The sequence below is a fragment of the Comamonas sp. SY3 genome, assembly GCF_041730275.1.
Lineage (GTDB): Bacteria > Pseudomonadota > Gammaproteobacteria > Burkholderiales > Burkholderiaceae_C > Comamonas > Comamonas sediminis.
The window spans coordinates 21,407-35,327 of the sequence record NZ_JBGTYN010000026.1; the positions used below are offsets into that span (position 1 = coordinate 21,407).

9 protein-coding genes are annotated in these 13,921 nt (G+C 64.3%); 6 read left to right on the plus strand and 3 right to left on the minus strand.

Translation table 11 applies throughout. The features are described from left to right. Positions 1 to 12: 12 nt before the first annotated feature. Positions 13 to 2,481 (minus strand): RNA polymerase sigma factor RpoD, encoded by a 2,469-nt coding sequence (gene rpoD, locus ACCQ08_RS22555; RefSeq protein ID WP_239808791.1) that lies wholly within the window; start codon positions 2,479 to 2,481, stop codon positions 13 to 15. A 352-nt stretch (positions 2,482 to 2,833) separates the two neighbouring features. Beyond that, positions 2,834 to 4,897, minus strand: a complete 2,064-nt coding sequence (gene dnaG / locus ACCQ08_RS22560; protein ID WP_373451060.1) for a DNA primase — start codon at positions 4,895 to 4,897, stop codon at positions 2,834 to 2,836. A 134-nt stretch (positions 4,898 to 5,031) separates the two neighbouring features. Between dnaG and ACCQ08_RS22565 the strand changes: the two genes are divergently transcribed. Next, positions 5,032 to 6,678: an acyl-CoA synthetase gene (locus ACCQ08_RS22565; RefSeq protein WP_373451061.1), complete on the plus strand. Its 1,647-nt coding sequence runs from the start codon at positions 5,032 to 5,034 to the stop codon at positions 6,676 to 6,678. 65 nt (positions 6,679 to 6,743) lie between these two features. Here ACCQ08_RS22565 and ACCQ08_RS22570 read toward each other — a convergent pair whose 3' ends face one another. Then, positions 6,744 to 8,561, minus strand: a complete 1,818-nt coding sequence (locus ACCQ08_RS22570; protein ID WP_239808788.1) for a glutamine--tRNA ligase/YqeY domain fusion protein — start codon at positions 8,559 to 8,561, stop codon at positions 6,744 to 6,746. A gap of 207 nt (positions 8,562 to 8,768) precedes the next feature. Between ACCQ08_RS22570 and ACCQ08_RS22575 the strand changes: the two genes are divergently transcribed. From ACCQ08_RS22575 to ACCQ08_RS22595, 5 genes are all read left to right on the plus strand, one after another. Beyond that, positions 8,769 to 9,116 carry a hypothetical protein gene (locus ACCQ08_RS22575; RefSeq protein WP_027010469.1) on the plus strand — a complete coding sequence of 116 codons (348 nt, stop codon included), beginning with the start codon at positions 8,769 to 8,771 and terminating at the stop codon, positions 9,114 to 9,116. A gap of 156 nt (positions 9,117 to 9,272) precedes the next feature. Next, positions 9,273 to 9,734: a type II 3-dehydroquinate dehydratase gene (aroQ, locus tag ACCQ08_RS22580; RefSeq protein WP_373451062.1), complete on the plus strand. Its 462-nt coding sequence runs from the start codon at positions 9,273 to 9,275 to the stop codon at positions 9,732 to 9,734. 8 nt (positions 9,735 to 9,742) lie between these two features. Continuing rightward, positions 9,743 to 10,624: an alpha/beta fold hydrolase gene (locus tag ACCQ08_RS22585; protein ID WP_373451063.1), complete on the plus strand. Its 882-nt coding sequence runs from the start codon at positions 9,743 to 9,745 to the stop codon at positions 10,622 to 10,624. Between the two features lie 52 nt (positions 10,625 to 10,676). Then, positions 10,677 to 11,687 carry an isoaspartyl peptidase/L-asparaginase gene (locus tag ACCQ08_RS22590; RefSeq protein ID WP_312460471.1) on the plus strand — a complete coding sequence of 337 codons (1,011 nt, stop codon included), beginning with the start codon at positions 10,677 to 10,679 and terminating at the stop codon, positions 11,685 to 11,687. Between the two features lie 321 nt (positions 11,688 to 12,008). Then, the gene (locus ACCQ08_RS22595) at positions 12,009 to 13,913 is read left to right on the plus strand and encodes a dipeptide ABC transporter ATP-binding protein (protein WP_312415281.1); all 1,905 of its coding nucleotides are present in this window, start codon (positions 12,009 to 12,011) and stop codon (positions 13,911 to 13,913) included. Positions 13,914 to 13,921: the final 8 nt, after the last annotated feature.

Consider the following 13,921-nt stretch of genomic DNA (forward strand, 5'->3'; position numbering starts at 1 on the left):
TCTTGAGGTCGTTCAGATGAAGCTGCGCAGCTTGTCCGAGCGGCTGGGGTGCTTGAGCTTGCGCAGCGCCTTCGCTTCGATCTGGCGGATGCGCTCGCGCGTCACATCAAACTGCTTGCCCACTTCTTCCAACGTGTGGTCGGTGGACATTTCAATACCGAAGCGCATGCGCAGCACCTTGGCCTCGCGGGGGGTCAGGCCATCGAGGATGTCCTTGACCACATCGCGCAGGCCGGCCTGCATCGCGGCATCGACTGGCGCAGTGTTGGCGCTGTCTTCGATGAAGTCACCCAGGTGGCTGTCGTCATCGTCACCGATCGGCGTTTCCATCGAGATCGGCTCTTTGGCGATCTTCATGATCTTGCGGATCTTGTCTTCCGGGATCTCCATCTTCTCGGCCAGGATGGAGGCATCCGGCTCGAAGCCGAACTCCTGCAAGTGCTGGCGGCTGATGCGGTTCATCTTGTTGATGGTCTCGATCATGTGCACCGGAATGCGGATGGTACGAGCCTGGTCCGCAATGGAGCGCGTGATCGCCTGGCGAATCCACCAGGTTGCATAGGTCGAGAACTTGTAGCCGCGGCGGTATTCGAACTTGTCCACGGCCTTCATCAGGCCGATGTTGCCTTCCTGGATCAGATCGAGGAACTGCAGACCACGGTTCGTGTACTTCTTGGCAATGGAGATCACCAGGCGCAAGTTGGCCTCGATCATTTCCTTCTTGGCATTGCGCGAGGCGCGCTCACCATCGTTCATGCGCTTGTTGATGAGCTTGAGCTCATCGAGCGGCACGACGACGCGGGCCTGCAGGTCGATCAGGTTCTGCTGCAGCTCCTGCACCGGCGGGATATTGCGGCCCATGATGGCGCTCCAGCTGTTGCCCGCTTGCGCTTCCTTCTCGATCCATTGCAGGTTGAGCAGGTTGGCCGGGAACAGCTGGATGAACTTTTCTTGGGGCAGACCGCACTTCTCGACAATGATCTTGCGCAGTGCACGCTCTTTCTGGCGCACGCTGTCGACCTGCTCGCGCAGCATGTCGCAGAGCTTTTCAATGGTCTTGGCGGTAAAGCGGATGGTCATCAGCTCGGCCGACAACTGGTCCTGCACCTTGGTGTACTGGGGCGAGCCGTAGCCGCTCTTGTCATAGGCGGCGTGCAATTGCTCGAACAGCGACTGCAGCTTGGCAAAGCGCGACAGCGCCTCGTTCTTCAACTCTTCGAGCTTCTTGGTCAGCGCCTTGGAGCCGCCCTTGCCGTCGTCGTCGTCTTCCTCGTCGTACTCGTCGAAGTCTTCTTCAGCGACGTAGTCGTCGTTTTCGTCGGCGTCGGAGAAACCGTCCACCACGGTGGAGATGACGACCTTGCCTTCGCGGATCTCTTCGCCCATCGCCAGAATCTCGGCAATGGTCGCGGGCGATGCGCTGATGGCCAGCATCATGTCCTGCAGGCCGCCTTCGATGCGCTTGGCGATTTCAATTTCGCCTTCGCGGGTCAGCAGCTCGACAGTACCCATTTCACGCATGTACATGCGGACCGGGTCGGTGGTGCGGCCGAACTCGGAATCCACCGTTGACAAAGCCGCTTCGGCTTCTTCTTCGGCTTCTTCTTCGGTGGTCGCGGACTGGCCGGTGTTGTTCAGCAGCAGGGTTTCTGCGTCGGGCGTCTGCTCGTAGACGGCCACCCCCATGTCGTTCAACATGGAGATCACCACTTCCAGCGTCTCGGCATCGACCAGCTTGTCGGGCAGGTGGTCGGAGATTTCGGCATTGGTCAGGTAGCCGCGGGTCTTGCCCAGCTTGATCAGGGCCTTCAGGCGCTGACGGCGGGTGGACATTTCCTCTTCGGTCAGCACGGCTTCGTCGAGGCCGAACTCCTTCATCAATGCGCGTTCCTTGGCCTTGGAGACCTTCATGCGCAGCGGCTTGACCTTCTCGGTCGGCGCATCAGGGGAGGAGGTCGAGGCCTCTACCACCTCTTCGCTGTCGCCGGCGATGTCTTCTTCGATATCCGAGAAGTCGGTATCGTCGATATCTTCATCGCCCTTGTCCTTGGCTTTGGCCTTGGTCTTGGCGGCAGCCGTCTTGCGAGGCGCCTTGGGCTTGTCGTCTTCGGCCTTGGCCGTCTTGGCCTTGGCTGCAGTCTTGGTGGCGGCCTTGGCCTTCACCGGGGTCTCTTCATCGGCGGCTTCGCTTTTCTTGGCGGCGCGCTTTTTGGGGGCACCTGCGTTGAGCAGGGCATCGGCTGCCTTGAGCAGTTCGGCCTGGGACAGGCGTTGTTTTTCGGACACGGAGCTAACCTTCTTCGTCGCTGCCTTGGCTGGGGTGGGCGCAGCACTGGCTTTTACGGTTTTGCCTGCTGCAGCAGTAGCACGCTTGGCCGCCGGTTTGGCGGCAGGGCTGGCTGCTGTAGCTTTGGCACTTTTGGCCGCGCTGGTGTTGGTGGACGACTTGACGGACGACTTCGCGGACTTTGTAGCTGGCATGGACACCCTCAGAGCAAAGAGAACACACAAAGAAAACTGGCAAGCGCCATCACCGGCGCATGGGAACTGCAGCGGTCAATCGCAACAAGTGCGGCGAACAACGCGGCTGCACGAGGCGCTAAGCCTCAAGGCAAGATGTGGGGGCGATCATTTGGAATGCAGTCCTTGCGGTATTTTGGGCACTTGCGCTGGTGGCAAATCGCATGATCCTTCATGCGGGCCCGGTCCGGAGGTGCTGCTGTCGCTCTTGCCGATGTGTCAAATATTATACCTTTTTGCCCAATGTCAAGGGCCTGTACGGCCATCGGGCTAAATATTTTTGCAGGCCCTTCCCGGCGATGGAGGGCCGGGCTTACTTGTTGACCTGGCGCTTGAGCAGGCCGATGCGGTGGAAGTTGCTCTGGTAGCGGCGCAGCGCCTGCGGATCGGAAGCCTGGGTGACCAGATGGCGGTTTTGCTCTTCGAGCTGGTCCAGCACGATGCGGCTGAGGGAGTCGCGCAACTCGGCGCGGATCTCGTCGAGCGGGCCGTCAATCTGCGCATGCTGGCCTTGCATCAGCACGGTTGCGAAGGCCTCGACCGGGTGACCGCGCATATGCTCGCGCAGTACTGCCCAGGATTGGGCGCCATGGGCGAGAAACTGCTGCTCCACCCAGGCAAAGAGCGGGCCATGGGGGCTCGGCAGCTGGGCCAAGGTAGCGGCGTCTTCGGGTGAGAAGTTCTCCAGAAACGCCATGTGCGACAGCAGCAGGCGGGCGGCCTGGTCCTCGCGGGTGACCGCCACGCTGGGCATCGGCGGCTGTGGTTCGGGCCGGGGCTGCCAACCGCCTTTGCGGCCGCCCTGGCCGGGGCGCCACTCGCCACTGCGCTTGATGTAGCCGTTGCCGCCGCCATGGGGGCTGCGTGGCTCTCCGTAGTGCTCGTTGCGCTGGCCGGGGTAGCGGTCCATCGTGGTGTCGCTGCCCCAGGGGGGCGCATCGCCATAGGCAGGCATGCTTTCGGCACCCGTTTGCGGGGCATCCCAGGCGGGGGCATGCCGCGCGCTGCTGCTGGCGGCCGCATGGCCGCCGCCGCTTTGGCGTGCCAGCTCTTGTGCGGTGGTCTTTTGCCACAGATTTTCCAGCTCGGCAGCGGGCAACTGGGCCTTGTCGGCTATCTCGCCCAGCAATTGGCGCTTGAGCGCGCCATCGGGCAGCAGGTTCCACAGCGGGCGCGCGTTGCTGGACATGCGCGCGCGGCCTTCGGCCTGGCCCAGGTCACACATTTCGCTGGCCGCTTCGAGCAAGAAGCGTGACAGCGGCGTGGCGTCATGCACATGGCGGGCAAAGGCGTCCGCGCCGTACTCGCGCACAAAGCTGTCCGGGTCGTGCTCGGCCGGTAGAAACAGAAACTTGATGCTGCGCGTGTCGCTGGCATAGGGCAGTGCGCCGTCCAGTGCCTTGCGCGCGGCGCGGCGGCCGGCGGCATCGCCGTCAAAGCTGAAGACCACGGTATCGGTAAAGCGGAACAGCTTGTGCACATGGTCAGGCGTGCAGGCAGTGCCCAAGGTGGCGACCGCATTCGGAAAGCCCAGTTGGGCCAGCGCCACCACATCCATGTAGCCTTCGGTCACCAGCACATAGCCATGCTCGCGAATGGCCGTGCGGGCCTCGAACAGCCCATACAGTTCGCGCCCCTTGTGAAAGACCGGGGTTTCGGGCGAGTTCAGGTACTTGGGCTTTTCATCGCCAAACACCCGGCCGCCAAAGCCGATGCACTCGCCCTTGACGTTGCGGATGGGGAACATCACCCGGTCCCGAAAGCGGTCGTAGCGTTTGCCCTCGCCGTCGTCCGATTCGATCACCAGGCCGCATTCGACCAGCTTGGCATCGTCATAGGCAGGGAAGATGCTGGCCAGGCTGCGCCAGCCCTCGGGCGCATAGCCCAGGCCAAAGCGCTTGGCGGTGATGCCGCTGACGCCCCGGCCCTTGAGGTAGGCAATGGCCTTGGGCGATTGCGACAGCTGCTTGCGGTAGGCGTCTCCGGCTTTTTCGAGCAGATCGGTGAGCGAGGCCTGTTTTTCGCGCGCCTGCGCGGCGCGCTCGCGCTGCTGGGGCGATACATCGTCCTCGGGCACCGGCAGGCCCACGCTCTGTGCCAGGTCGGTCACCGCTTCGCGAAACCCCATGCCGGTATGGTCCATCAGAAAACCGATGGCATTGCCGTTTTTGCCGCAGCCAAAGCAGTGGTAGAACTGCTTGGAGGGGCTGACGCTGAAGGAGGGCGATTTCTCGCCATGGAAGGGGCACAGCCCCATGAGGTTGGCGCCGCCTTTTTTCAGCTGCACATAGCGGCCGACCACGTCGACCACGTCGACGCGGGACAGCAGCTCCTGGATAAATGACTGGGGAATGGACACCCGGCTATTGTCGCGCATGCCGGGCTGCGCTGCCGCGCCGCCACCCCAATCCGCCCGTGGTCGGTGGCCATTGCCGGCTATCGAAAGCGTGACAGCGCGCAATCTTCGCGTCAGCAGCTTGTGGCACAGTGCTGCCCAGGAGACCAACCGCCATGAGCAGCATTTTTGACACCGGGCTCGCCCGCAATGGGGCCAACCATACGCCGATGACACCGCTGGGCTTTATCGCCCGCACCGCCGAGGTCTACCCGGAGCGGCTGGCCATCATTCACGGCGAACTGCGCCAGACCTGGGCGCAGACCTATGCGCGCTGCCGGCAACTGGCCAGCGCCTTGCAGCAGCATGGCATTGGCAAGAACGACACGGTGGCGGTGATGCTGCCCAACACCCCGCCGATGGTGGAGGCGCATTTTGGCGTGCCGATGGCGGGCGCGGTGCTCAATACGCTCAACACCCGGCTCGATCCACAGACCATTGCCTTCATGCTGGACCATGGCGAGGCCAAGGCGCTGATCGTGGACCCGGAATACGCCAGCGTCGTGGCCAAGGCCTTGGCGCTGCGCCAATCGCAGACACCCATCCTGCTGGTGGATGTGGAAGACGCGCTCTACGGCGAGGCCAGCGAACGGCTGGGCAGCCTGAGCTACGAGGCCTTGCTGGCCCAGGGCGATGCCGGTTTTGACTGGCAGCTGCCTGGCGATGAATGGGATGCGATTGCGCTGAACTACACCAGCGGCACGACCGGCAACCCCAAGGGCGTTGTCTACCACCACAGGGGCGCGGCCGTGAATGCCATCAGCAACGTGCTGGAATGGGACATGCCCAAGTTCGCGGTGTACCTGTGGACCTTGCCGATGTTCCACTGCAACGGCTGGTGCTTTCCCTGGACGGTGGCGCTGCGCGCCGGCGTCAATGTCTGCCTGCGCCGGGTTGATGCGCAGGCCATTTTTGCGGCGATCAAGCAGCATGGCGTCAGCCACTACTGCGGCGCGCCAATTGTGCACAGCCTGCTGGTCAACGCGCCTGCGGCATTGAAGGAGGGCGTGCCTGCCGGCGTCAAATGCATGGTGGCCGGTGCTGCGCCGCCGGCGGCCATGATCGAGGGCATGGAGCAGCTGGGCTTTGACCTGACCCATGTCTATGGGCTGACCGAGGTCTATGGCCCGGTGATGGTCTGCGCGCAGCAGGCCGACTGGCAGACCATGGACGTGGGCGAGCGTGCCCGCCTCAATGCCCGCCAGGGCGTGCGCTACCACCTGCAGCGCGATGCGCAGGTGCGCGATCCGGAGACCCTGGCGCCGGTGCCCTGGGACGGCCAGACCATGGGCGAGATCATGCTGCGGGGCAATATCGCGATGAAGGGCTACCTGAAAAATCCCGAGGCGACGCAGGAGGCGTTTCGCGGTGGCTGGTTCCACACCGGTGACCTGGCGGTGCAGGACCCGGATGGCTATATCAAGATCAAGGACCGCAGCAAGGACATCATCATCTCGGGCGGGGAGAACATCTCGTCGATCGAGGTCGAGGACGTGCTCTACCGCCACCCCGCCGTGCTTGCAGCGGCCGTGGTGGCCAAGCCCGATGCCCGCTGGGGCGAGACGCCCTGCGCCTTTGTCGAGCTCAAGCCTGGCGCGCAGGTAAGCGCGGAGGACATCGTGGCCCACTGCAAAAAGCACCTGGCTGGCTTCAAGATTCCGCGTGCAGTGGTGTTTGGCGAGCTGCCCAAGACCAGCACCGGCAAGATCCAGAAGTTCGAGCTGCGCAAGCAGGCGGGGTCTGCGGACGCGATAGACCGTTGATGCGCATGAAAAAACCCGCCGCAGCAGGCTGGGCGGGTTGGGATCGGCTGGCTGGGCGCTGACCTTTACTTGCCCCAGGAATCCTTCAGGCCGGTGATCTTGTTGAACACCGGCTTGTCGCTGCGGTGGTCGTGGCGGTCGGCCACAAAGTAGCCAAAGCGCTCGAACTGGAACTTGTCATCGGGCTGCGCCGTCTTCAGCGATGGCTCGACATAGGCGGTCACGACCTTGAGGCTCTCGGGGTTGAGCAGGGCCAGGAAGTCCTTGCCGCCGGCATCGGGCTGCGGATCGGTGAACAGGCGGTCATAGAGCCGCACTTCGGCTTGCACGCCATCGGCCACGCCCACCCAGGTGATGGCGGCCTTGACCTTGACGCTGTCCGCACCAGGCGTGCCGCTCTTGGTGTCGGGCACCACGGTGGCCAGCACCTTGGTGATCACGCCATCGGCATCCTTCTCGCAGCCCGTGCATTCGATCACATAGCCGCCCTTGAGGCGTACCTTGTTACCAGGGAACAGGCGCTTGTAGCCCTTGGGAGGCACTTCGGCAAAGTCTTCGCGCTCGATCCAGACCTCGCGGCCCAGCGTGAAGTGGCGCTCGGGGGCGACCTGGCCTTCTGCCGGGTGGGGCAGGGCGGGCAGGCTGCAGGCTTCCAGGTGGTCGGCACTGCCGAACACCTCGGCCCAGTTGCTCAGCTCCAGCTTGACCGGGTCCAGCACCACCATCGCGCGGTGGGCCTGGTTTTCCAGGTCTTCGCGCAGGCAGCCGTCCAACGTGGCGTAGTCGATCCAGGCGTAGTCCTTGGTGACACCGATGCGCTCGCAGAAATTGCGGATGGACGCGGGGGTGTAGCCACGGCGGCGCAGGCCGACGACGGTGGGCATGCGTGGGTCGTCCCAGCCGCTGACCAGTTGGTTGTCCACCAGGTGCTTGAGCTTGCGCTTGCTGGTGATCACATAGGTCAGGTTCAGGCGCGAGAACTCGTACTGGCGCGGCTGGGGCGCATCGATCAGGCCACCGGCACGCAGGTGGTCCAGCAACCAGTCATAGAAGGGGCGCTGGTCCTCGAACTCTAACGTGCAGATCGAGTGGGTGATGTGCTCGTAGGCATCCTCGATCGGGTGCGCAAAGGTGTACATCGGGTAGATGCACCATTGGTTGCCGGTGTTGTGGTGCTCGGCATGGCGCACCCGGTAGATCGCAGGATCGCGCAGGTTGATGTTGGGCGCCGTCATGTCGATCTTGGCGCGCAGCACGGCAGCGCCATCGGGCAGCTTGCCCTCCTTCATGTCGGCAAAGCGCTGCAGGTTCTCGGCCACGCTGCGGTCGCGGAACGGGCTGTTGACGCCCGGGCGCGTGAAGTCGCCCCGGTTGGCCTTCATCTCTTCGGCAGACTGCTCGTCCACATAGGCCAGCCCCTGCTCGATCAGGTAGACCGCGCAGCGGTGCATGAAGTCGAAGTAGTTGCTGGCGTAGTACAGATTCTGCTCGCCGCTCGGGTCCTTCCAGTCAAAGCCCAGCCAGCGCACGGCATCGATGATGCCGTCCACATACTCCTGGTCTTCCTTTTCCGGATTGGTGTCGTCAAAGCGCAGGTGGCAGACGCCGCCGAAGTCGCGCGCGAGACCAAAGTTCAGGCAAATGGCCTTGGCATGGCCCACATGCAGGTAGCCGTTGGGCTCGGGCGGGAAGCGGGTGCGGATCTTGGCCTGGTCGACGGGGCCTTGCTGGTGGTGCTGGGCATCGCCAGGCGAGCCACCCCAGTGGCGCTGGGCATAGCTGCCTTTGTCGAGGTCGGCCTCGATGATTTGTCGCAGGAAATTGGTGGGTTTGACCACTTCGTCACTACCGTTGTGCGAAGCGCTCGGGGCAGGTGCATTCATAGAGGTGTATTCTAAGGGAGTACCCTGATGGCTGGAACGGATTGCGGTTTATGGGGCTCTGACCCTGCATCAGGCATGTCATTTACGCTTTGCAACAGGATAGCTGGTCTTGAAACCATAATTTGCAGAGCGTTTGGTATCTTTCTGCCTGCTTGCCGCGTTGAAAGTTCAATGACATTTTTCAGGGATTCTCGCAAGGAGATCAATATGCGCAACTCGATGCTGAAACAAGGCTCTCGCTGGGCCGCTGCCGCTGTGCTGACTGGCTTGGCGCTGATGAGCGCTGGCGCCCATGCCAGCCGGGTGTCCTGGTCGGTGGGTATCAATGTGCCAGCCCCGGTGTATGTCGCTCCTGCGCCGGTGTATGCACCGCAGCCGGTGTATGTGGCACCGCCCCCTGTGTATGCGCCCCAGCCGGTCTATGTGGCACCTCCACCTCCCGCCGTGGTCTACCGCCCCGCACCGGTCTACCGCCCGGCGCCGGTATATTACGGCCCACCTCCCGGCCGCTACTACCGCCACCATCGCCACGACCGCGATTACTACCGCTATTGAGGCAGCAGCCCTGCCCAAGCAGCCCACGCCCTGGCCCGCCAGGGCTTTTTTATGGGCGCCTGGCAGCGCGCCAGCCGCTCGGCTGTCGCTTGGCTGATGCAGCAACGGTTGGAATGCTCGGATAATCCACAGCTGTTGTCCGTTGTGGAAGCTGAGATGAAAACTGTTTTTGTACTGAACGGCCCGAACCTGAACCTGCTGGGTCTGCGCGAGCCCGCCATCTATGGTGCCCACACCTTGTCCGACGTCGAGCAGCTCTGCGCCCAGGCGGCCGCACGCCACCAGCTGGCCTTGCGTTTTCACCAGAGCAACCATGAAGGCGCCTTGATCGACTGGCTGCACGAGGCGGGCCAGCTGCAGCGCGAGGGCCAACTGGCCGGCGTGGTGCTCAATGCCGCCGCCTATACCCATACCAGCGTGGCCCTGATGGATGCGATCAAGGGGGCGGCGCTGCCGGTGATCGAGCTGCACATCAGCAATGTGCATGCCCGCGAGACCTTCCGCCACCATTCCTATATTGCCCCCGTCGCCAAGGCAGTCATCTGTGGCCTGGGTGTGCAGGGCTACAGCATTGCGATCGATGCGGTAGCGCAGGTGCTGCTGTCGCCTGCGGCCTGAAGGTTGCAATGTCGGATGTTCCAGACACCAGCGCGGCGGGCTTGCTGCCCTTGCCGGCGCTGTACCAGCGTTTGCTGGCCCAGGCCACACGGCACACCACGATTTTTGAAGGCCGGACCCTGGTCTGGCATACCTGGGGCGAGCGCCGCCCTGGCAGGCTGCCCCTGGTGATGCTGCATGGCGGCAGCGGCAGCTGGACCCACTGGATCCGCAATATCGATGCGCTGCTTGCCCAGGGCTACGAGCTCTGGCTGCCCGATCTGCCGGGTTTTGGCGATTCCGACCCGCCAGCGCTGGGCGCCGATGCCGATGCGATGCTGGCGCCTTTGCATGCCGGCATGGCGCAGCTGGATCTGCTGCCTTGCCAGTTGATGGGTTTCTCGTTTGGCGGCATGACGGCGGCCATGCTGACCGCCGCCTACCCGCAGGCGGCCGAGCGCCTGGTGCTGGTCGGTGCCCCGGCGATGGGTGTCGTGCCGGAGAAGCAGTTCAGCCTCAAAGGCTGGCGCCATCTGAGCGACCCGGCCGAGCAGCTGGAGATGCACCGCTACAACCTGGGCGCGCTGATGCTCTGGGATGCTGCGAAGATCGACGAGCAGGCGCTGGCCTTGCACCAGCACAATGTGCTGCGCGATCGCCTGCCGCGCCGGCGCCTGGCCAACACCGATATCCTGGCGCAGTCGCTGCCGCAGATCGCCTGCCCAGTCGCTGCGATCTATGGCGCCTATGACGCCCTGTACAAAAGCTATATGGCCGCGCTGGAGCACCAATACCGTGCGGTCACCCCCCATCTGCAGGCCTTTGTGCGGTTGCCGGACAGCGGCCATTGGGTGCAGTACGAGCAGCCCGAGGCTTTCATGGCGGCACTGCTGCCGCTGCTTTCTTCCTGATTGATTCACCTGGAACCGGCTGGCAGCGCAAGAGGCGACCGGCCCTAAAACTATGACGACCTCCACCACCTTCCGTCCCGTGATCGCCATCCATGGCGGCGCCGGCACCATCACCCGTGCCTCCATCACTCCTGCGCAACAGCAGGCCTACCGCGACGCCTTGCGCGATGTGCTGCAAGGCGCGCAGCAAAAACTGGCTGCAGGCGCGCCTGCCGAAGAAGTGGCCGTGGAGGCCGTGCGCCTGCTCGAGGAATGCCCCCTGTTCAACGCCGGGCGCGGCGCCGTGTTCACGGCCGATGCCACGCATGAGATGGATGCCTGTGTGATGCGCGGGCGCGATCTGGCCTGCGGATCGCTGGCCGGTGTCAGCACCGTGCGCAACCCGGTGCGTGCGGCCTTGGCATTGATGGAGGCGGGCGGTCCGGTGTTCATGATTGGCGAGGCCGCCGAGCGCTTTGCCCAGGCCCAGGGCTGCGAGATGGTGGCGCGCGACTGGTTCTCGACCGAGCAGCGCCTGACCCAGCTGCGCACCGTGCAGGCGGCGGCGCTGGCATCGGGCCGCGAGCAGGTGGCGCTGGATCACACCGCCCAAAGCCAGACCCAGGCAGCGCCGCTGGACGAGCGCAAGAAGATGGGCACCGTCGGCGCCGTGGTGCTGGATGTGCAGGGCCAGCTGGCTGCTGCCACCTCGACCGGCGGCCTGACCAACAAGAAGCCCGGCCGTGTCGGCGACTCGCCCGTGGTGGGCGCGGGCACCTATGCCAAGCATGGCGTCGTGGCCGTCTCCTGCACGGGCGTGGGCGAGGCCTTCATCCGGGGCTCGGCCGCCCACACTGTGGCAGCGCGCATCGAACTGCTGGGTGAGTCGGTGGCCGAGGCGACGGCCGAGGTCATCCACCGCGTGCTGCCCCCGCTGGGTGGCGATGGCGGCCTGATTGCGGTGGGCGCCGACGGGGAGGTCTCGCTGTGCTTCAACTCCGAAGGCATGTACCGGGGGCAGATCGGCATTGACGGCGAGGCGCTGGTGGCCATTTATGCCAACGACGCGTTGGCGCCGGCCTGATGGCGCATCGCTGAGCCAGGGGGCAGCAGCTATACCCGACCGCAGCCCCCGTGAAGTGGCTTGCCTGCAACGGGCAAGCCACGCAATGCGGTGGTGCGCACTACTGCGGATATTGCGTAGGTGAAAACCATAGGAGGTTTTGCATCCAAACCCCATCCCCGGCTTTCTACAATTGCTAGCACTGTCACCCAGGTGAATGTGTAAGCCCCAGTGTTCTTGCTATCACGGGGATTTTTCTCAAGGATTTGTCCCAACCCGGGTGCCTGTCCTGCATTACGGCTCGTGCCTTCTTTCCGAAGTCCCGCACTGCCCCTTCTACCTATGTCCAACCCCAGTTCTACTCCCGTGCACGATGACCTGACGCCGCCCGTTTTGCAGGTGCGGGATCTGTCCGTGAGCTTCAAGACCGAGCAGGGGCGGGTGCAGGTGGTCAAGAACCTGAACCTCGATGTCTATGCCGGCCAGACCCTCGCGGTGGTGGGCGAGTCGGGCTCGGGCAAGTCGGTCACATCGCTGGCGCTGATGCGCTTGGTGGAAACCGGTGGCGGCCAGATCGACAGCGGCTCGATGCTGCTGCGCGGCCGCCATGCCGGCACCATCGACCTGGCCAAGGCCACGCCAGCCCAGATGCGCCAGGTGCGCGGGGCCGATATGGCGATGGTGTTCCAGGAGCCGATGACCTCGCTGAACCCGGTGTTCACCGTCGGTGAGCAGATTGCCGAATCGATTCGCCTGCACCAGGGCAAGTCCAACAGCGCCGCCATGGCCGAGGCGCTGCGCATGATGGAGCTGGTGCGCATTCCGGAGGCGCGCAATGTGCTCACGCGCCACCCGCACCAGCTGTCGGGCGGCATGCGCCAGCGCGTGATGATTGCGATGGCGCTGTCGTGCAAGCCCTCGCTGCTGATTGCCGATGAACCGACGACGGCGCTGGATGTGACCATCCAGGCCCAGATTCTGGCGCTGGTGCAGGAGCTGCAGCGCGAGATGTCGATGGGCGTGATCTTCATCACCCACGACATGGGCGTGGTCGCCGAGGTGGCCGACCGCGTGCTGGTGATGTACCGTGGCGACAAGGTGGAAGAGCAGGACTGTGTGCAGCTGTTCGCCAACCCGCAGCAGACCTACACCCGCAACCTGCTGGCCGCCGTGCCGCAGCTGGGCGCCATGCGCGGCAAGGATCTGCCCGAGCGCTTCAGCCTGCTGGGCCAGAGCACGCAGGCCGAGGCGCCCGCGCCCCAGCCATCGACCGTGCAGGCGGGCGAGCCGGTGCTGCAGGTCAACAAGCTGGTCACGCGCTTCCCGATCAAGGAAGGCCTGTTTGGCGGTGTCAAGCGCCAGGTCTATGCGGTCGAGCAGGTGAGCCTGAGCCTGCAGCCGGGCGAGACCCTGGCGGTGGTCGGCGAATCCGGTTGCGGCAAGTCCACCACCGGCCGCGCGCTGGCCCGTTTGATCGATTTCCAGTCCGGCGATGTGCAGGTGGCCGGGCGCGATATTGCCAAGCTGCAGGGCGCGCAGCTGCAGGCGCTGCGCCGCGATATCCAGTTCATTTTCCAGGACCCGTTTGCCTCGCTCGACCCTCGGCTGACCGTGGGCTACAGCATTCTGGAGCCCATGCTGATCCACCAGCTGCTGCCGCGCGAGCAGGCCGAGAAAAAGGTGGAGTGGCTGCTGGAGAAGGTGGGCCTGCCACCGGCTGCCGCCAACCGCTACCCGCATGAGTTCTCGGGCGGCCAGCGCCAGCGCATTGCGATTGCCCGTGCACTGGCGCTGAACCCCAAGGTGGTGATTGCCGACGAGGCCGTCTCGGCCCTTGATGTGTCGATCCGCGCACAGATCATCAACCTGATGATGGACCTGCAGCAGGAGTTTGGCATTGCCTTTCTGTTCATCTCGCATGACATGGCCGTGGTGGAGCGTGTCAGCCACCGCGTGGCCGTCATGTACCTGGGCCAGATCGTCGAGATCGGCCCGCGCCGCGCGGTGTTCGAGAACCCGCAGCACCCCTATACCAAGCGCCTGATGGCGGCCGTGCCGATTGCCGACCCGACGCAGCGCCGCAAGCACACCTTGAATGTGGCCGAGATCCCCAGCCCCGTGCGTGGCGTGGATGACCCGCCACGCGTGCTGCCGATGCGCGAGGTGGGCCCGGGCCACTGGGTGGCGCAGGAGATGCCCCAGCCTGCGGTGCCAGCGGGCGAAGTGCAGGATCTGCAGCCGGCGTGAGTCTGCGC